The organism is Cupriavidus sp. WGlv3, assembly GCF_023952475.1.
GTDB classification, from domain to species: domain Bacteria; phylum Pseudomonadota; class Gammaproteobacteria; order Burkholderiales; family Burkholderiaceae; genus Cupriavidus; species Cupriavidus phytorum.
This window is the reverse complement of record NZ_JALHRX010000004.1, coordinates 303,583-320,830: the sequence shown is the minus strand read 5'-3', so window position 1 is coordinate 320,830 and position 17,248 is coordinate 303,583. Positions and strand designations below refer to the sequence as shown.

The window sequence follows — 17,248 nt, the reverse complement described above, 5'->3', positions numbered from 1 at the left end:
TGCTCCGGGTCAGGCCGAACACAGCGCGCGCAGCGGCGCGGACGTGGTATAGGCGCCGTCGACGTAGACCAGCGGCGAGACCTCGCCGGCCAGCCTGACCTCGCGCAGCCGGCCGATAAAGACCGCATGGGTGCCGTAGTCGAAGCGGCCGTCCTGCTGGCAGATCAGGTTGGCCTGGGCATCGCGCAGGGACGGCACGCCCAGCAGGTCGTCTTCCCACTCGCCGCTGGTGAAGCGTGCTTCGCCCTTGAGCCGGCCGCTGCAATCCACGGCGATATCGCGATGGTCGGCGGCGAGCAGGTTGATGCAGAAGTCGGCGCCGGCATCGAGCGGCGGGTAGATCGATGAATTGCGGTTGATGCAGATCAGCAGCGAAGGCGGATCGGCGGACAGCGAATCGACCGCGGTCACCGACATCGAATAGCGGCGCTCACCGTGGCGGCAGCTGATCACGGCGACGGAGCGGGCCATGCGGCGCATCGCCTTGAGCATGTCATCGCGCAGCGCGCCACCGGATGCGGCGCTGGAATCTGCGCTGGAATCCGCACTGGTTTGGGGTCTGGCGCTCATAGAGCCTCCTGTACAGGTTGAGCGGTGTGCGTGGCGGCGGGTTGCCGCGCATGCTGCGAAATCACGTCTGCGGCGATCATGCCGAAGGTCATCGCCGGGCCCAGCGTGGAGCCGGCGCCGGGGTAGCTGGTGCCCATCATCGAAGCGCTGGTATTGCCGATGGCGAACAGGCCGGCGATGGCGCTGCCGTCATCGCGCAGCACGCGCGCGCTGGCGTCGGTGACCAGTCCGCCCTTGGTGCCGATATCGCCGGCGTCGAGCCGCACTGCGTAGAACGGGGCTTTGCCGATCGGCGCCAGGCAGGGGTTGGGCCGTACCGCGGGGTCGCTGTAGTAGGTGTCGAACAGGTTGTCGCCCTTGCCGAACTCCGCGTCCACGCCGGTGGCGGCGTAGTCGTTCATGCGCGCGACGCTGCCGGCCAGGCCATCGGCATCCACGCCGATCTTCTGCGCCAGCTGCCCCAGCGTGTCGGCGCGCACCAGGATGCCGGACAGGCTGGCCGGGATGCTGCGGTCCGGCATCACCGAGCCGGGCAGGATCGGCCCGCACGGGTACTTGTGGCGGAAGGTGGCATCGAACACCATCCAGGCCGGCACGCTGCATCCGGTCTGTTCGTGGTCGCGGTACATCGCGGGCACGAACTCGGAATACGGCGCGGCCTCGTTGACAAAGCGCCGGCCCTGCCCGTTCACCACCAGGCAGCCCGGCATGGCGCGCTCGATAAACAGCGCGCGCTGCTTTTCCTCGCCCTGCACCTGCACCGTGGGCGCGCCCCAGACGTGCGACATCAGGGCCACATCGGCGCCGGCCGCCTGCGCGGCGCGGATGGCGTCGCCGGTATTGTTGGGCGGCGTCGCGCTCCAGGCGGCCCGGGTCGGCTGCGGCAGGTATTGTTCGCGCATGGCCTGGTTGCGCTCGAAGCCGCCCGCGGCCAGGATCACGCCGCGCAGTGCGCGGATCTCCACCACGCGGCCGTCCTGCACGGCGCGCACGCCGCGCACGGTGCCATCCTCGACGATCAGGTCCTGCAACGCGGTATCGAGCCACAGCGGAACCGCGCGATCCATCAGCGCGCGCCGCAGGCCGCCGACCAGGCTGTTGCCGAGCGTGAGGCGGCGGTCGCGCCGGGTCTTGCGGCGCCAGCCCAGGTCGAGCCAGTAGCGCGCGAACTGGCGCAGCGCCAGCCCGAACCAGCCGCGCGAGCGGCACAGCAGCGCGTGCGCCTCGCCCGAGGTCACGGCCACGCGCCCGCCCACCAGCGTGCCGGGCGACGGCGGCCGCAGCCGGTCGAACTCTTCGCGCAGCTGCGCGCCGTCGAACGGCATCGGGTCGAGCGCACGGTAGCCGGGCATCGCCCCCGGCAGCTTCTGGAAGTAGTCGGCGTAGCGCGGCAGCGTGTAGTAGCGCACGCCGGCCTGCTGCTCCAGGTATTGCAGCATGCGCGGCGCCTGTTCGAGATACGCGCGGATGCGCTGCGGGTCGCCGTGCTCGCCGGTGCAGGCCAGCACGTATTCCAGCGCGCTGGCGTAGTCGTCCTGCCCGCCCGCCGGCGCGATATGGTGATTCAGCGGAATCCAGATGCCGCCGCCGGACACCGCCGAGGTGCCGCCGTACTGGCTGCTCTTCTCCAGCACCACCACCGACAGGCCGCGGTCGGCGGCGCGGCAGGCGGCCAGCATGCCGCCGGCGCCGGAGCCGACCACCACCACGTCAAACTCGCTGGGCTGCATGCGCGCTCTGCTCTGGCTCATGTTGGGTCCTCGTGCCGATGCGGCTCAGATGAAGAAGTCCGTGTTGGCGCGGCCCATCATCACGCCGCCCAGGTTCTGGCCGAAACGGTCCAGGTTGTTGGCGTAGTGGGCGCGCGCCGCGTGCAGGTCGAGGAAGCGGCGCACCATCGGGTTGCTGCGGTAGATGCCGTTGCCGCCGGCGTAGCGCAGCAGGCCGTTGGCCAGCTGCGCGCAGCGCTCCGCCACCTGCGCGGACTGGTAGCGGAAATGCAGGCGGCGCGGGGTCTCGACCTGGCCGCCGTCGCGGGCCACCGCCAGCAGTTCGTCGAAGTTGCGCTCCAGGATGGTCCGCATCTCGTCGATGGCCACCTGCGCGCTGGCGCACGCCATCTGCGCGCCGCCGTCTTCCGCGGTCTTGCCGCCGCCATTGCTGCTGACGCGGCCGTCGGCGTAGGCGACGAAGTCGTCCAGCGTGCCTTCGAGCGCGCCGATGCAGGCGGTGCAGACCGCGCGCACGAAGATCTGCGCGAACGGCAGCCGGTACAGCGGCACGTCATTGACGGCCAGCCCCGGGCTGGTGCCCATGGCGCCATCGACGGCGCGGTGGGTGCGGTAGTCGGGCACGAATACGTCGTCGACCACGATGTCGTGGCTGCCGGTTGCGCGCAGGCCCAGCACGTCCCAGTTGCGCACGATCTTGTAGTCCGGGCGCGGCAGCAGGAAGGTGCGGTAGTCATAGGCGCCGCCCGGCTCGGCGGGGGGCACCAGGCCGCCGAGGAAGATCCAGTCGCACAGCTCGCTGCCGCTGGAGAACTTCCAGTGGCCGGAGAAGCGGTACCCGCCCTCCACCGGCGTGACCTTGCCCACCGGCATGTAGGTCGAGGCGATCAGCGTGGCGGCATCGTTGCCCCACACTTCCTGTTGCGCGCGTTCGTCGAACAGCGCCAGCTGCCAGTTGTGCACGCCAACCACGCCGTAGACCCAGGCAGTGGACATGCAACCCTTGGCCAGCGCCATCTGGATGCGGAAGAAGGTCTGCGGATCCAGCTCGTAGCCGCCGTGGCGGCGCGGCTGCAGCACCTTGAAGAAGCCCGCGGCCTGCATCTCGGCAATGGTCTCGGCGGGAATGCGCCCGTCGGCCTCGGCCTGCGCGGCGCGCCGGGCCAGCGCCGGGATCATCTGCTCGGCACGCGCGATCAGGCGCGCGGCCAGTTCCTTGGGATTGTTGTCGTGATGCACCGCAGTCTCCTTGTTGGCCTGGTTTTGTGGCTGGCATCGATGTTTGCACCGGTGGGGCGGCGTGCCATCGTCTGTTGGGACTAGCTGTTATCGCGGACCCGTATGTGCGACTTCGTGGTTGCGCCGGCCCTCTCCCCCGCCCCTCTCCCGCAAGCGGGAGAGGGGAGAAAAACCGTCGGAGAGCAAGCAGCGCCTGTCAGGCCACGCGCAGCTTGTGGCCCTGCTTGCGGAAATGCGGAATCACGTGCTCGCCGATATTGCGGATGGTCTCCAGCTGCGCCCACTGCGGCACCGTGCCCATCTGGCAGATAAACAGGATTTCATCGGCGCCCGCATCGATCAGCCGCTGCACGTAGCCGATGCAGTCCTCCACCGTGCCGTAGGCATGGTTCGGGTTCAGCATCATCATCGACGGATCGCTGAAGTCCACCGACACCTTCTCGGAAGCGAACTTCGTATTGATCACCGCCTTGCCCTGCGCATCGGTCGCTGTGACATGCTCGTCGTCCCACGCCGACGGATCGGGGCGCTCGCCGCCGGCATACCAGTACGACAGCGACTCCATGAAATAGCGCTGCCCCTTGATGCCGATCTTGCGCGCGGCCAGGCCGTCTTCCAGCACGATGGTCGGGCACAGCGCCGCCAGGTGCTGGTGCGGACGGAAGCCCACCTGGTCCTCCGGCTTGCGCGTTTCCCACGCGGCGCGGTAGATCTCGTTCTTCTTGGCGACGTCCTCGGGCCCGCCGAAGCCCAGCACCAGCGCGCCCATGCCGCGCGCGCCGGCGCGCTGCAGCGTGTCGGCGTTGGTGCAGGCCAGGTACATCAGCGGGTGCGGTTCCTGGCGCGGCTTGGGGTGGATCGGGCGGCGCGGAATCTTGATGAACTCGCCGTCGTGTTCGATCTCGTCCTGCGTCAGGATCTTCGGGATCAGGTACATCGACTCGTCGATCATCGGGTGCAGGGTGTTGAGGTCGTAGCCGAACGTGCCCGCCTCCTGCTGGGTGCCGCCCTTGCCGACGCCGAAGTGCACGCGGCCGCCGGACAGGATGTCGAGCGTGGCGATGCGTTCGGCCACCTTCACCGGATGGTTCATCGCCGGCGGCAGGCAGACTACGCCGTGGCCGATGCCGATGCGCTGCGTGCGCCCGGCGACGAAGGCCAGGAAGGTCTCCGGCGCGCTCATGTGCGCGTAATTGGTCAGCGCGGTGTGTTCCACCGCCCAGACCACGTCGAAGCCCATGTCCTCGGCCAGCACCACCTGTTCCATGATTTCATCGAACACCTTGTGGTCGCCGGCGCGCGAGGCATCGACGGTCTGGGCTTCATAGATCAACGAAAAACGCATTGCAGTCCCCTCTCGCTTTGTCGGTACAAGACCGCATCCGGGGCACTGCGAGGCGCTGCGCCTTGGGCCGGAAGCGGCCTGCGTGATCGCAGTGTGGTCGGCGCAAGACGTCGCAACATCGTCTGATTGGATTATGAGCCGCGCCGGGCGCGTCCCTATCATGGGCACCGGGCAAACCGCCCGCGCTGATCGAAAGGAACTGACACCATGCAAGCCAGGCTGCTGCTTTACCCCGTTGCGGACATCGACGCCGCGCTGCCGTTCTTCACCGAAGCACTGGGACTGCCGGTGAAGTTCCGCGACGCCGACCGCTATTGCGCGCTCGATGCGGGCGCGCTGACGCTGGCACTGGTGGCCGGCGAGGAACGGCTGGTGGACCAGCCGGCGCTGGCCTTCAAGGTGGACGAGGGGGACGATATCGCCGCGCCGATCGCGCGGCTGGTGGCAGCTGGCGCCACGGTGGCGCAGCCCGCGGCGCAGGGACCGCACGAGACGCGCGCGGTACTGCGCACGCCGGAGGGCTTTGCGCTGGTGCTCAGCGCAAAGCCCTGACGTCTTGCTTTAGCCCAGCGAAATCACGCTGCTCAGCAGCATGCGCACCAGCGTGGCCTGGCGGGTCACGCCGGTCTTGGAGAAGATCGCGCGCAGGTGCGCGCGTGCCGTGTTCTTGCTGATGCCGAGTTCGTCCGCGGCTTCATCGAGCGTGAGGCCGTTGGCCAGCTGCAGCGCGAGCTGCGTCTCCGCCGGGGTGAAGTCGAACAGCTGGCGCACCACGTCGTGCGAGGCCTGCGAGCGGCGCTCGGGGTCGCGGATAAACACCACGCAGGCGGGGCGCTTGCGGTTGTCCTCGGACCACTCGCTCAGCGGGATGGTGCGGATCAGCACGCCCAGCCTGGCGCTGCCGGACGGGCGCGTGATCGACATCGCTTCCATCAGCGCCGGCGCGGTGCCGAGGTGGCCCATCATGGCCTGGCGCAGCAGGCGCTGGAACTTGCGGTTTTCCTGGCCGTACTCGACATCCAGCCCGCCCTTGGCAACGCGGATGCCATCCTTGGCGCCAAGGATTTCATCGGCGGCGGCATTGGTCTTGATGATGGTGCCCGACTCGTCCAGGATCACCATGCCGACCAGCATGCGGTCGATGGCGCTGGCGTAGACGGTACGCTCCGACTCGACCACGTCCAGGCGCGAGTGCAGGTCCACCGCGCGCTTCAGGTGCGGCAGCAGCGAGGTGCACAGCGCCTTGTCCGCGGCGGAGAAATCCGGGCCGTCATGGTCGCGGCACACACGGAAGCGGCATTCCACGCCGTCGTCGGTGCGCAGGTCGGCGCCGAGGATATAGCGGATGCCGACGTCCTTGAGAAACTGCAGGTACAGCTCGCTCTTGCACCACACGCCGTGCCCGAGGTGCTCGTCGATGGTCACCACGCGGTCCGACGGCAGCCCGATGAAGGGATCCAGCGCGTAGTAATAGTTGTTGTAGGAGGTCTCGCCCGGCAGCGTCGAGCCATGCTCGGAGGCGTTGATCATCAGCCCGGGACGATCGGTGGCCGGCGAGCGCAGGATCAGCGTGGCGTAATTGGCATTGAGCTGGCGCCGGATCTGCTCCAGCGCCTTGCCCCATGGCACCTGCTCCATCGGGCCCTGGTAGATATTGCCCAGCAATGCGCTGAACTCCGACAGCGACACCGTCGCCTGCGCGAACAGGTGTGCGGCCGCCTGGCTCTGGCTAACCTCCATCAGCATTTTCCTCTGTCTCCATTGTGGCGTGCTCAGCGCTCCGTACTAGCCGGGCCGCTGGCTTGTGCGGGCTCTGTGGCCCTTTTTTTGTGCCCCGATTATAGGGACGGCGAAGGGGTCGCGGCTTGCCCCCTACCTTCATGGTTTGCCCTAGGCTGCCGGGCCGCCGCACGCCGGCCGCACCTGCAAGCCGGACTAGTCCCGCGCGACAGGGCCCATCGTCACGCGCCGGCGGCGCAAACACATACTCCAAACAGACTAAGGACAGACCCATGCCCGCCCGCCAAGGGCAAACCCCTATGCAACTGGTGGCGCCGGGGCATCCCACCCAAACAGACGATGTCCGCGCGCGGCGCCGCCGCTACAAGAAGCCATGCGCGGCGATGGACGCCGCCATTTTCAGGAGACCTTCACCATGGCGGCAAACCCGCGGCAACAGGCCGCAGTGATCACCGGAGCAGCCGGCGGCATCGGGCTGGGGCTGGCGCAGGCGCTGGCCGCGCAAGGCTACGCGCTGGCGCTGGCCGATATCGATGCCGAAGCGCTCGAAGCCGCACGCGCGGCACTGGCACGCGACGGCGCGACCGTCGTCGCCGTGCCCACCGACGTAGCCGACGCGCGGCAGATCGCGCACCTTTGCGACGAGAGCTTCCGGCAGCTGGGCCGTGTCGACCTGCTGCTCAACAACGCCGGCGTGCTCGCCACCGGCCGCTGCTGGGAATTGCCGCCCGAAGTGTTCGACAAGGTCATGCGGGTCAACCTGTGGAGCGTGCTGCATGCGCTGCGCTGCTTCGTGCCGCGCATGGTGGCGCAGGGCTCGGGGCATATCGTCAATGTCGCATCGATGGCGGGCCTGGCCGTGGGACCGTGGCTGGCCCCTTACACGCTGTCCAAGCAGGGCGTGGTGGCGTTGAGCGAAGGGCTGGCGCTGGAGCTGCAGGCGGCGGGGCTGCCGATCAAGGTGTCGGTGGTCTGCCCCGGCCCGGTTGCCACCGGCATCGCGGCGGACCTCGACGGCGCCGCGCCGCAGGAGGTGCACCAGATGAACGGCGCGCTGCGCACGGGCATCGCCGCCGGCCTGACGCCGGACCAGGCCGCGCGCGTGATCCTCGACGGCGTCTCGGCCGGCCAGTTCTGGATCCTGCCGCACGAACAGGCTGCGCATGCGGCGCTGGCGCGCGCACAGGGCATTGCCGCGGGCAGCGCGCCGTCGTTCTCGTTCCAGGCCTGATTTCCCGTCGGATTCCCTACTCGATTCCTCGCCCTCCAGGAGACACCATGCCGCTCGATCCCCAGGCCCGTGCCATGCTCGATGCCATGGCCGCCATGCCCAACCCCGACTTCTCCACACTGCGCGCCGCCGACTACCGCGCCGCGCTGGCGGCCATGCCCGGCTTCGCGCCCGGCGATGCCATCGCCGCGCAGCAAGACCTCACCCTGGACGGCCCGGCCGGTCCGCTGCAGGCGCGCCTGTACCGGCCCCACGCGCACAATGAAGCCGATGGCAACGCGGCGCTGCCGCTCGTGATCTATTTCCACGGCGGCGGCTTCGTGCTGTGCGGCCTCGATTCGCACGACAACATCTGCCGCAGCCTGGCGCGCCGCAGCGGCGCGCTGGTGCTGTCGGTCGACTACCGCCTCGCACCAGAGGCACGCTTCCCGGCCGCGGCCGACGATGCCGTCGCCGCGGTGCGCTGGGCCGCCGCGCACGCGGCGCAACTGGGTGCCGACCCGTGCCGGCTGGCCGTCGCCGGCGACAGCGCCGGCGGCAACCTGGCCGCGGTGGTGTGCCAGCAGTTGCGCGGCAGCGGCATCGCGCTGCGGCACCAGCTGCTGCTCTATCCCTGGCTGGACTGCAGCGATGCCGCTGCAGCCAGCGCCAGCTATCGGGACTGCGCGCAGGGCTACTTCCTCAGCGCCGCGGAACTGGACTGGTATCGCGCCCAGTACCTGGCCACGCCCGCCGACGCCGGCGATGTCCGCGCCAGTCCGCTGCACCAGCGCGACCTGCACGGCCTGCCGCCGGCCACCATCATTACCGCCGAGTTCGATCCGCTGCGCGACCAGGGCGAGGCCTACGGCGAGGCGCTGCAGCGGGCCGGCGGCAACGCTGCCGTGCGCCGCTGGCCCGGCCAGATCCATGGCTTCGCCAGCATGCAAGGGGTGATGGATGCCGCCAGCCATGTGCTGGATGCGGCCGCCGCGGCGCTGCGCCAGGCCTTCGGCGCAAGCAGCCGGCAGGAGGCAGCATGAGCGCGGCCAACCTCCTGGCGCCGATGGCCGAAGTGCTGGCAGCGCTCGCCGCGGGCGAGCGCGTGGTGGTGCTCGAAGACGACAGCGCGGAAGCCACCGGCTGCGTGCTGGTGGCCGCCGAGCGCGCCACCGAGGCCGACGTCAACTTCATGGCCGCCGAGGCGCGCGGCCTGGTGTGCATGGCCATCACCGAGGCGCGCCGCGCGCTGCTGCAGCTGCCGCCGATGGCCGCCAGCCAGCGCCAGCGCGAGCGCTACACGGTGTCGATCGAGGCCGCCAGCGGCGTCAGCACCGGCATCTCCGCCGCCGACCGCGCGCTGACGCTGCGCGTAGCGGCGGCGCCGCGCGCCCGGCCGCAGGACCTGGTCCAGCCCGGCCACGTCTTTCCGGTGGTGGCGCAGCCGGACGGCGTGCTGCGCCGCGCGGGCTTTGCCGAAGCGTGCTCGGACCTGCCCCGGCTGGCCGGGCGCGTCGCGTCCGGGGCCTATGCGCTGGTTCTGGACGACGACGGCGAGCTGATGCGCGGCCCCGCCCTGCTGGCCTTCGCCGAACACCACGGCCTGCCGGCGGTCTCGGTCAGCGCGCTGATCCACCACCGCCTGCTGACCGAGGGCGCGCTGCGCCGTACCCGCTCGACCGAACTGGCGACGCCGTTCGGGCGCTTCACCGTGCACGCCTACCACGACGCGCCGGTGGATGCGCTGCACCTGGCGCTGGTGCTGGGCCAGCCCGATCCACGCACCCCCGTGCTGACGCGGGTGCAGTCAGTGGAGATGCAGCGCGACGTGCTGGCCTTCGGCACGTCCGCGCAGCCAGCATGGAACCTGGAGCGCTCGCTGGAGAGAATCGGCGCCGAGGGTTGCGGCGTACTGGTGCTGCTGGACGAGCGCGAGTCACCGCAGCAACGGCTGGACCGGCTGGCCGCCACGGCCGCCGCCGCGCCCGCGCCCGCCTTCGCGCAGCGCGCGCTCGGCGTCGGGGCGCAGATCCTGCGCGACGTGGGCGCGCACAAGCTGCGCCTGCTGAGCCATCCGGTGCCGTACCGCGCGGTCACCGGCTTCGACCTGGAGGTGACGGAGTTTGTCCCGCCGGGCTGAGCGGCGCGCCGAAGCAGTCGGCAAAGCTGCGTGTGAAGCGCTCCACGTCGGGGTCCGGCAGGTGGTTGATGCCGCCGGCCAGGCGCCGGCCGCCGCCGGTGTCGAAGCTGCGGCAGAAGTCTGCCGCGCCGGTGGCGCTGTGCGGCGGCACCCGCACGCTGACGGCAAAGCCGCCGCCGGACCGGGGCGACAGCAGGCCGATCGCATCGCCGGGACGCCTGCGCACCAGCTCGTTGGCAAGCACGCCGATCGCGCGCCGTGCCCATGGTGCGTCGGGCAGCAACAGCAGCGCGGCGCCGGGCACTTCATGCACGGGCGAGAGGCGGCGCGCCTGGACCATGTCGTCCTCGTAGCCGTCGCACAGCAGCGTGAAAGTGGCGCACTGCGCGGCGAAGTCCAGCGGGTCGGCGAAGGGCAGCATGTGCTGCGCCAGTTCGGCGGGGTTGCAATGCAGGTCGGCCACGCACTCGCCGTACGCGTTGTAGTTCAGGCAGGTGCCGAGCCGCTCCAGCACCGCCGTCTGGCCGGCGTCCAGGCCCAGCTGCGCCGCCATCGCGCGCGCCACGTCGCCGAGGTTGTCGCCAAAGGCCGCGGTAACCGCCCAGCGCCGGTGGCGCCCGCCCAGGTGGCGGTCGACCAGGATGCTGGTGCAGACCTGCGCCGCCTCGTCGATATGCGCGCGCAGGCCGGCATGCGACGGCACCTCGCCGGCGTGGTGGTGGTCGAAGTAGTCCACCTCCACCCCGGCGTCGAGCAGCCGCAGCAGGCCATCGCGATTCTGCTCGAGCGAGATGTCGAGCGCCGTCACGGTATCGCCGGCGCGCGCGTCGATGCGCTCGAGCAGCCGGATATCGCGCTTGACGCCGGTCACCAGCGTGGCGTCGCTGGCGTGCGAACCGCCGGCCAGGCGCAGTTGCTGCAGCGCGCACAGGCCGTCGGCGTCGCCGTTGAAGGCAAAGTAGCTTGTCATGGCATGCGGTGCTGTGGGCTCAGGGCATGAAATCGCCACCATTGGCGTCCAGCGAGGCGCCGGTGATGGCCCTGGCGTAGTCTGACACGAGAAACAGCGCAGCGCGCGCGCAATCGTCGTCGGTCGGCATCCGGCCCAGCGCGATCTGCGCGGTCACCGGCGCGATCACCGCGTCTTCGCTCACACCCTGCTCGGCGGCGGCGTGGCGCACATAGCCCTGCACCGGCGCGCCCCACATCCAGCCCATGAAGATGCTGTTGGCACGGATGCCATGCGGCCCCAGCTCACGCGCCAGATACTTGACCGCCACCGCCAGCGCGCCCTTGGACGCGGCGTAGCCGGATTCGCCCGGCATCGGCTTGCGCGTGGCCTGGGTGTTGATCATCACGATGGCGCCGCCGCCCTGCGGCTTCATCAGCGCCGCCACCTCCTGCGTCAGCGTCATGGTGCCGAAGACATTGGTGTCGAACACCTGGCGCCACACGTCCAGGTCGGCCGCTTCCACCGGCTCGGGGAAATTACCGTGCTGGAAAGCGCTGTTGACCAGCGCGTCGATGCGGCCAAAGCGGCGCAGGGTCTCGCTGGCAAGGTGGCGCGACTGGGCGCGGTCGGTGATGTCGGTCACCACCTTCAGCACCTCGCAATCTGCGCCGAGGGCATCGATGCGGGCCTGCGCTTCGTCCAGTTTCGCTTCGGTGCGCGCGGCAATGGCCACGGCGCGGGCGCCTTCGCGCGCGGCCTCGACAGCGAGCTTGATGCCCAGTCCGGGGCCGATGCCGGATACGATGACGATCTTGTCTTTCAGCAGCATGTTGGTGTCTCCTCGTTGTTATCGGTCTCAGGCGCGGCCCACGATGTGCCGCGCACGGTAACCGGCGAAATCGCGCTCAAGTTGCGCCTGGCTCAGCCCGAACCGTTCCGGCGTATAGGCATGCGCCGCGCGCTGGTTGCGCGGGTTGCTTTCCATCCAGGCCCACATGCCGGCGCGCGCCGCCTCGGTCAGCGGCATGCCGGCGAAGCGGTAGACCGCCTGCGCCACGCCGAAGGGATCGCGTACCGTGTCCTCGAAGCGCACGTCGAGGAAGCGCTCGGCCGGCATGGCGTCGCGCACGGCCATGGCGTGGTCGGTGCCGCGCCGCATCTGTTCGCTCCACTGGCGGCCGGCCGTGACGGGATCCGGAGCGTCGGCGTACAGCTTCCACAGCGTATGCGCCATGCTCGCCATCGACGGAATGGTCTGCACCGGATCGCGGTGGGTCAGCACCACCTGGGCGCCCGGGAACACCCGGAACAGCACCTCCAGCGTATGCAGGTGCTGCGGGGTCTTCAGCACCCAGCGCTGCGCCGGCTTCTCCCCACGCTGGCGCTTCTGCCACTGCAGGAACTGCAGCATGGTCTTCAGGCAGGCATAGACCTCGGTATGGTCCTGCTGCGCCAGCCAGCCGGTGTAAGCCGGCACGTTGGCGTAGGAATCCATCGCGCACAGGAACGAATGCTCCATCAGCATGAATTCCTCGTCGGCAGCCATCGCGTCGAGCGGGTGGATGGCAAGGATGTCCGGGATGAACCGGATCATCTGCGCGACTTCCTCGCGCGCCGCGGCGATGCGCCGACTGGGATCGCGCACGTCCTCACCCGGCAGCGGGGCAGGATAGCGGGTCTCCCACCACGCCGCCGAGCTGAAGCGCGCGTCGGTGGCCAACATGCGCTGCAGCAGCGTGGTGCCGGTGCGCGGCAGGCCGACGATCACCAACGGATCGTCCACGCGCTCCTGCAGGATCTCCGGGTGGCGCCGGCAGAAGTCCTGGACCACCAGCCGGTTCACCAGCTGGCCCTGCAGCTTGCCTTCCAGCATCTGCGCGCCTTGCGCCGACAGGTGGGCCTCGCGTGCCAGCGAGTCCGACAGCACCCGCAGCGCCTCGCGATAGTTGCCCGGACCGAAGTCGTCCAGGCCGCCGGCCTGCTCGCTCGCCTGCGCCAGCAGGCGTTCCACGTTGATGGCATTCATGCGTTGTTCTCCCTGAGCGATGCAAGCTTGACCACGCGCGTGCGCGGATGCGCGGGCTGCGCCGCGCCGACCCAGCGCCAGCACATGGTGCCGTTGTGATGGCCGGCGGTTTCCAGCCAGTTGGGCAGGCCCGGGTCGCGCGCGCTGAGGATCACGGTGACGCCGCCATTGGCGTTAAGACGGGCGCCATGCTTGTTGAGGCAGATGTCGTGATAGCGGTAGTCGAGCGATTCCATCCAGTAGTTGTTGATCTGGAAGTTCCAGAACTCGCACTCCGGCACCCGCTCGACCTCGACCACCAGCGCCTCGTCATCGGCGAGACGCCAGCACGAGTGGTAGTAAAAGATATTGGGATCGCCGCCCGCCGCCTGGCACACCGCCTGGTCCGCGGGCGGCAGCGCGTTGACATGGCCGCCGTAGCCCTCGGCCCAGTCGGCAAAGATGCGCGCGGTGCCCTCGACAAAACCGGCGGCGCGCAGCAGCCCGGCGTGCAAACGCTCCGCGCTCAGCGCGGGCGGCTTGCCGTTGGCGTCGAGTCGCTCGATCTGCAGTTCCGCCGGCGTCTCCGCCTTGCGGTCGAGAAAGGTCTGGCGCACCACCAGCGCATTGGTGGACGGCTCCATGCGCACCCAGTTGCCCGGCTGCTGCAGCTGAGGCTCGGCGCTGAGCGTGATCTCGAAACTGCCGTCCGGCTCCACGGCCAGCTTGTTGCTGTCGATAAAACCGGTCTGGACCATGCGCCCGTCGGCTTCGTAGCCGCCCTTCTGCGTGCCGAAGCTCAGATACGCCACCGTGCCGCGCCGGCCGCGGATGCGGTACGCCGCATTGCCGTCCAGGCGTGCGTAGCGGTACAGGTTGTCCGGATTGTCCGCGCCGATCTTGGCGGTCTCGTGCGACGGCGAGAACAAGCCTGGGAACGCCGGATCGGCAAATTCCACATGCATTTCCAGCGCGATGCGCAGCAAGCGGCTCAGGTAGCGGAAGCCCTCGGCGCGCGTGAGCGCATCCGTCGGCGCTTCCGGGCGCAGGATCTGCTGCCCGCTGCGCTTGAGTACCTCGCAAAACTCGGCCCAGGTCTGGCCGCTCAGCAATTGGTCTTCGGTGGAGGTCGCCATCTGCCTGCTCCCGTGGTTGGTCGGCGCAGCAACGATACCCAGCGCAGGACGGCTCCTTCCTCGTCCGGGTGGACTAGGAAATGCGCGCCGCGGCCCGCGATTTCTTAGTCCGCCCGGACGAAGTGGCGCAGGCCCCCGGCTCGCTACCTTGTGGCCATGCCAGACGGCCGCGACAACCATGCGCGGCACCGGCAAACCCAGAGGACCAAGAGGATAAAAAGGAGACCCCGATGTTGACCCACCTGGAGCAACTGGAGGCCGAGAGCATCCACATCATGCGGGAGGTGGTGGCGGACTGCGAGAACCCCGTCATGCTCTATTCGATCGGCAAGGACAGCGCGGTGATGCTGCACCTGGCGATGAAGGCCTTCCATCCCGCGCGGCCGCCGTTCCCGCTGCTGCATGTCGATACCACGTGGAAATTCCGCGAGATGATCGCGTTCCGCGACCAGACCGCGGCGCGGCTCGGCCTGGACCTGCGCGTGCACATCAACCCCGAAGGGCTGGCGCGCAATATCAGCCCGCACGAGCATGGCTCGGCCGTCCACACCGACGTGTGGAAAACGCAGGGGCTGAAGCAGGCGCTGGACCACTACGGCTTTGACGCGGCCTTCGGCGGCGCGCGCCGCGACGAAGAGAAATCCCGCGCCAAGGAGCGCGTGTTCTCGGTGCGCACCGCGCAGCACCGCTGGGATCCGAAGATGCAGCGCCCCGAACTCTGGCGCCAGTACAACACGCGCAAGCGCAAGGGCGAGAGCCTGCGCGTGTTTCCGCTGTCGAACTGGACCGAGCTCGACATCTGGCAATACATCTACCTGAACGAAATCCCGATCGTGCCGCTGTACTTCGCCAGGGAACGGCCGGTGGTGGAGCGCGACGGCACCTTGATCATGGTCGACGACGAGCGCCTGCCGCTGCGTCCTGGCGAAACCCCGCAACTGCGCAAGGTGCGCTTCCGCACGCTGGGGTGCTACCCGCTCACCGGCGCGATCGAGAGCGACGCCGACACGCTCGGCGGCATCATCCAGGAAATGCTGCGGGCGACCACGTCGGAGCGCCAGGGACGGCTGATCGACAGCGATTCGGCCGGTTCGATGGAGAAGAAAAAGCAGGAGGGATACTTCTGATGGAAACCCTGATCGACAACGCGCCGGCAATGGCGCAACCCGCCGGCACGCAGAGCGAGATCGCCCAGTATCTGCGCGCCCAGCAACACAAGAGCCTGCTGCGCTTCATCACCTGCGGCAGCGTCGACGACGGCAAGAGCACGCTGATCGGCCGGCTGCTGTATGAATCGAAGATGCTGTTCGAGGACCAGCTGGCGCAACTCGAAGCCGACTCGAAGAAGATGGGCACGCAGGGCGAGAACCTGGACTTTGCGCTGCTGGTGGACGGCCTGGCCGCCGAGCGCGAACAGGGCATCACCATCGACGTGGCCTACCGCTTCTTCGCCACCGACAAGCGCAAGTTCATCGTCGCCGACACCCCAGGCCATGAGCAATACACGCGCAACATGGTCACCGGCGCCTCCACCGCCGACCTGGCCATCCTGCTGGTCGACGCGCGTCGCGGCGTGCAGACGCAGACGCGGCGCCACAGCTTCCTGGTGGCCACGCTCGGCATCCGGCGCGTGGTGCTGGCCGTCAACAAACTCGACATGGTGGACTACTCGCGCGAGGTCCATACGCGCATCGAGAAGGAATACCGCGAGTTCGCACGGCAGATCGGCCTGACCGACATTGTCTGCATCCCCATGTCCGCGCTGCGCGGCGACAACATCACCGCGCCCAGCGCCAATACGCCGTGGTACCAGGGCCCGACGCTGATGGACCACCTCGAGAGCGTGCCGATCGACCACGCGCCCGCGCAGGACGAGTCGTTCCGGCTGCCGGTGCAGTGGGTCAACCGCCCCAACCTGGACTTCCGCGGCTTTGCCGGCACCGTCAGCGCCGGCGTGATCCGGCGCGGCGACCGCGTGCGCGCACTGCCCTCCGGCCGCGAAAGCCGCGTCACCGGCATCGTCGGCGCCGCCGGCGCATGCGAGCAAGCCCTGCGCGGCCAGGCGGTGACGCTGACCCTGGCCGACGAGATCGACATCAGCCGCGGCGACGTGCTGGCCTGCGCCGAAGACCCGCCCGCGGTGGCCGACCAGTTCGAGGCGACGCTGGTCTGGATGAACGAGGACGCCATGCTGCCCGGGCGCCCCTACCTGCTCAAGCTCGGCACGCGCACCGTGGGCGTGACCGTGGCCCAGCCCAAGTACAAGGTCAACGTCAATACGCTCGAGCACCTGGCCGCGCGCACGCTGGAGCTGAACGAGATCGGCGTCTGCAACCTGCACCTGGACCAGCCGGTGGCGTTCGACCCGTACGCGCGCAACCGCGAGCTGGGCGGCTTTATCCTGATCGACCGCCTCACCAACAACACGGTTGGCGCCGGCATGCTGCATTTTGCGCTGCGCCGGGCGCAGAACGTCCACTGGCAGGCCATCGACGTGGACCGCCGCGCGCATGCCGCGCTCAAGCACCAGTCACCGCGCATCGTCTGGTTCACCGGGCTCTCCGGCGCGGGCAAGTCCACCATCGCCAACCTGGTGGAAAAGCGCCTGCACGCGTGCGGCCACCACACCTACCTGCTCGATGGCGACAATGTCCGCCATGGCCTGAACAAGGATCTGGGTTTCTCCGAAGCGGACCGCATCGAGAACATCCGGCGCGTGGCGGAGGTGGCAAGGCTGATGCTGGATGCGGGGCTGATCGTGCTGGTGTCCTTCATCTCCCCCTTCCGCTCGGAACGCGAGATGGCGCGCACGCTGGCCGGGAATGGCGAGTTCATCGAAGTCTTCATCGACACGCCGCTGGCCGTGGCCGAGCAACGCGATCCCAAGGGCCTGTACCGCAAGGCGCGCCGCGGGGAGCTGAAGAACTTCACCGGCATCGACTCGCCCTACGAGCCGCCCGAGCATCCTGAGATCCGCATCGACACCACCGGCGACACCGCCGAGCAGGCGACGGAGCGGATCGTGGCGTGGCTAAGGGACAGGCCCTAGGCTGAACGGACGATGAGGCGGTGGTGGGGGTGGGTACGATGGGAAAAACTGACCGATTGCGTACTCCCTCGCCCGCTTGCGGGAGCGGGTCGGGGAGAGGGCCGGCGCCTCGACGAAGCGCAGACCGTCGGC

Annotated in this window: 15 protein-coding genes; 6 read left to right on the top strand and 9 right to left on the bottom strand. The window is 69.2% G+C overall.

The features are described 5' to 3' along the window. Positions 1 to 9: 9 nt before the first annotated feature. The 4 genes from MKD38_RS10390 to MKD38_RS10375 all read right to left on the bottom strand — a co-directional run bounded on the left by MKD38_RS10390 (position 10) and on the right by MKD38_RS10375 (position 4,884). Positions 10 to 570 carry a flavin reductase family protein gene (locus tag MKD38_RS10390; protein ID WP_371925672.1) on the bottom strand — a complete coding sequence of 187 codons (561 nt, stop codon included), beginning with the start codon at positions 568 to 570 and terminating at the stop codon, positions 10 to 12. After that, a complete protein-coding gene (locus MKD38_RS10385) occupies positions 567 to 2,321 on the bottom strand; it encodes an FAD-dependent oxidoreductase (protein ID WP_252676514.1) in 1,755 nt (584 codons plus the stop codon). Before MKD38_RS10385 ends, MKD38_RS10390 begins: the two co-directional genes overlap by 4 nt. Before the next feature lie 24 nt (positions 2,322 to 2,345). Next, entirely contained in the window at positions 2,346 to 3,539 is a 1,194-nt protein-coding gene (locus MKD38_RS10380) for a flavin-dependent monooxygenase (RefSeq protein WP_252676513.1), read from the bottom strand. A gap of 196 nt (positions 3,540 to 3,735) precedes the next feature. Next, positions 3,736 to 4,884: an LLM class flavin-dependent oxidoreductase gene (locus MKD38_RS10375; protein WP_252676512.1), complete on the bottom strand. Its 1,149-nt coding sequence runs from the start codon at positions 4,882 to 4,884 to the stop codon at positions 3,736 to 3,738. Between the two features lie 207 nt (positions 4,885 to 5,091). Between MKD38_RS10375 and MKD38_RS10370 the strand changes: the two genes are divergently transcribed. Next, complete coding sequence (locus tag MKD38_RS10370; RefSeq protein ID WP_252676511.1) at positions 5,092 to 5,436, top strand: VOC family protein; 345 nt, start codon at positions 5,092 to 5,094, stop codon at positions 5,434 to 5,436. 9 nt (positions 5,437 to 5,445) lie between these two features. On the opposite strand, the gene MKD38_RS10365 is transcribed toward MKD38_RS10370, so the two are convergent. Further along, positions 5,446 to 6,630: a helix-turn-helix transcriptional regulator gene (locus MKD38_RS10365; protein WP_025583301.1), complete on the bottom strand. Its 1,185-nt coding sequence runs from the start codon at positions 6,628 to 6,630 to the stop codon at positions 5,446 to 5,448. Between the two features lie 409 nt (positions 6,631 to 7,039). On the opposite strand from MKD38_RS10365, the gene MKD38_RS10360 reads away from it, so the two are divergent. From MKD38_RS10360 to MKD38_RS10350, 3 genes are read left to right on the top strand one after another with little or no spacing between them, the layout of a single operon-like run. Then, positions 7,040 to 7,855: an SDR family NAD(P)-dependent oxidoreductase gene (locus tag MKD38_RS10360; protein WP_252676508.1), complete on the top strand. Its 816-nt coding sequence runs from the start codon at positions 7,040 to 7,042 to the stop codon at positions 7,853 to 7,855. Between the two features lie 47 nt (positions 7,856 to 7,902). Beyond that, positions 7,903 to 8,877, top strand: a complete 975-nt coding sequence (gene lipP1, locus MKD38_RS10355; RefSeq protein WP_252676507.1) for a LipP1 family hormone-sensitive lipase — start codon at positions 7,903 to 7,905, stop codon at positions 8,875 to 8,877. After that, positions 8,874 to 9,974 carry a 3,4-dihydroxy-2-butanone-4-phosphate synthase gene (locus MKD38_RS10350; RefSeq protein ID WP_252676505.1) on the top strand — a complete coding sequence of 367 codons (1,101 nt, stop codon included), beginning with the start codon at positions 8,874 to 8,876 and terminating at the stop codon, positions 9,972 to 9,974. Before lipP1 ends, MKD38_RS10350 begins: the two co-directional genes overlap by 4 nt. Here the strand turns inward: MKD38_RS10350 and MKD38_RS10345 are convergent. Genes MKD38_RS10345 through MKD38_RS10330 form a run of 4 tightly spaced genes read right to left on the bottom strand, consistent with a single transcriptional unit; the run spans position 9,928 to position 14,067 of the window. Then, positions 9,928 to 10,944 carry an acetyltransferase gene (locus MKD38_RS10345; protein WP_252676503.1) on the bottom strand — a complete coding sequence of 339 codons (1,017 nt, stop codon included), beginning with the start codon at positions 10,942 to 10,944 and terminating at the stop codon, positions 9,928 to 9,930. The two genes, MKD38_RS10350 and MKD38_RS10345, sit on opposite strands and share 47 nt — an antisense overlap. A 19-nt stretch (positions 10,945 to 10,963) precedes the next feature. Beyond that, positions 10,964 to 11,755: an SDR family oxidoreductase gene (locus MKD38_RS10340; RefSeq protein ID WP_092311610.1), complete on the bottom strand. Its 792-nt coding sequence runs from the start codon at positions 11,753 to 11,755 to the stop codon at positions 10,964 to 10,966. Positions 11,756 to 11,782: 27 nt separating this feature from the next. Next, entirely contained in the window at positions 11,783 to 12,952 is a 1,170-nt protein-coding gene (locus tag MKD38_RS10335; protein ID WP_252676501.1) for a sulfotransferase family protein, read from the bottom strand. Beyond that, positions 12,949 to 14,067 carry a DUF1214 domain-containing protein gene (locus MKD38_RS10330; RefSeq protein WP_252676499.1) on the bottom strand — a complete coding sequence of 373 codons (1,119 nt, stop codon included), beginning with the start codon at positions 14,065 to 14,067 and terminating at the stop codon, positions 12,949 to 12,951. Before MKD38_RS10330 ends, MKD38_RS10335 begins: the two co-directional genes overlap by 4 nt. Before the next feature lie 80 nt (positions 14,068 to 14,147). Between MKD38_RS10330 and cysD the strand changes: the two genes are divergently transcribed. Both cysD and cysN read left to right on the top strand, forming a co-directional pair. After that, a complete protein-coding gene (cysD, locus tag MKD38_RS10325; protein ID WP_256504784.1) occupies positions 14,148 to 15,194 on the top strand; it encodes a sulfate adenylyltransferase subunit CysD in 1,047 nt (348 codons plus the stop codon). After that, the gene (cysN, locus tag MKD38_RS10320; RefSeq protein WP_252676495.1) at positions 15,194 to 17,116 is read left to right on the top strand and encodes a sulfate adenylyltransferase subunit CysN; all 1,923 of its coding nucleotides are present in this window, start codon (positions 15,194 to 15,196) and stop codon (positions 17,114 to 17,116) included. The genes cysD and cysN overlap by 1 nt, the downstream gene beginning before the upstream one ends. Positions 17,117 to 17,248: the final 132 nt, after the last annotated feature.

Excerpts from the sequence above, each read along its gene's own strand:
- MKD38_RS10390 (WP_371925672.1), bottom strand. The coding sequence starts at position 570 with ATGAGCGCCAGACCCCAAACCAGTGCGGATTCCAGCGCAGATTCCAGC.
- MKD38_RS10385 (WP_252676514.1), bottom strand. The coding sequence starts at position 2,321 with ATGAGCCAGAGCAGAGCGCGCATGCAGCCCAGCGAGTTTGACGTGGTG.
- MKD38_RS10375 (WP_252676512.1), bottom strand. The coding sequence starts at position 4,884 with ATGCGTTTTTCGTTGATCTATGAAGCCCAGACCGTCGATGCCTCGCGC.
- MKD38_RS10370 (WP_252676511.1), top strand. The coding sequence starts at position 5,092 with ATGCAAGCCAGGCTGCTGCTTTACCCCGTTGCGGACATCGACGCCGCG.
- MKD38_RS10365 (WP_025583301.1), bottom strand. The coding sequence starts at position 6,630 with ATGCTGATGGAGGTTAGCCAGAGCCAGGCGGCCGCACACCTGTTCGCG.
- MKD38_RS10360 (WP_252676508.1), top strand. The coding sequence starts at position 7,040 with ATGGCGGCAAACCCGCGGCAACAGGCCGCAGTGATCACCGGAGCAGCC.
- lipP1 (WP_252676507.1), top strand. The coding sequence starts at position 7,903 with ATGCCGCTCGATCCCCAGGCCCGTGCCATGCTCGATGCCATGGCCGCC.
- MKD38_RS10350 (WP_252676505.1), top strand. The coding sequence starts at position 8,874 with ATGAGCGCGGCCAACCTCCTGGCGCCGATGGCCGAAGTGCTGGCAGCG.
- MKD38_RS10345 (WP_252676503.1), bottom strand. The coding sequence starts at position 10,944 with ATGACAAGCTACTTTGCCTTCAACGGCGACGCCGACGGCCTGTGCGCG.
- MKD38_RS10340 (WP_092311610.1), bottom strand. The coding sequence starts at position 11,755 with ATGCTGCTGAAAGACAAGATCGTCATCGTATCCGGCATCGGCCCCGGA.
- MKD38_RS10335 (WP_252676501.1), bottom strand. The coding sequence starts at position 12,952 with ATGAATGCCATCAACGTGGAACGCCTGCTGGCGCAGGCGAGCGAGCAG.
- MKD38_RS10330 (WP_252676499.1), bottom strand. The coding sequence starts at position 14,067 with ATGGCGACCTCCACCGAAGACCAATTGCTGAGCGGCCAGACCTGGGCC.
- cysD (WP_256504784.1), top strand. The coding sequence starts at position 14,148 with ATGCGCGCCGCGGCCCGCGATTTCTTAGTCCGCCCGGACGAAGTGGCG.
- cysN (WP_252676495.1), top strand. The coding sequence starts at position 15,194 with ATGGAAACCCTGATCGACAACGCGCCGGCAATGGCGCAACCCGCCGGC.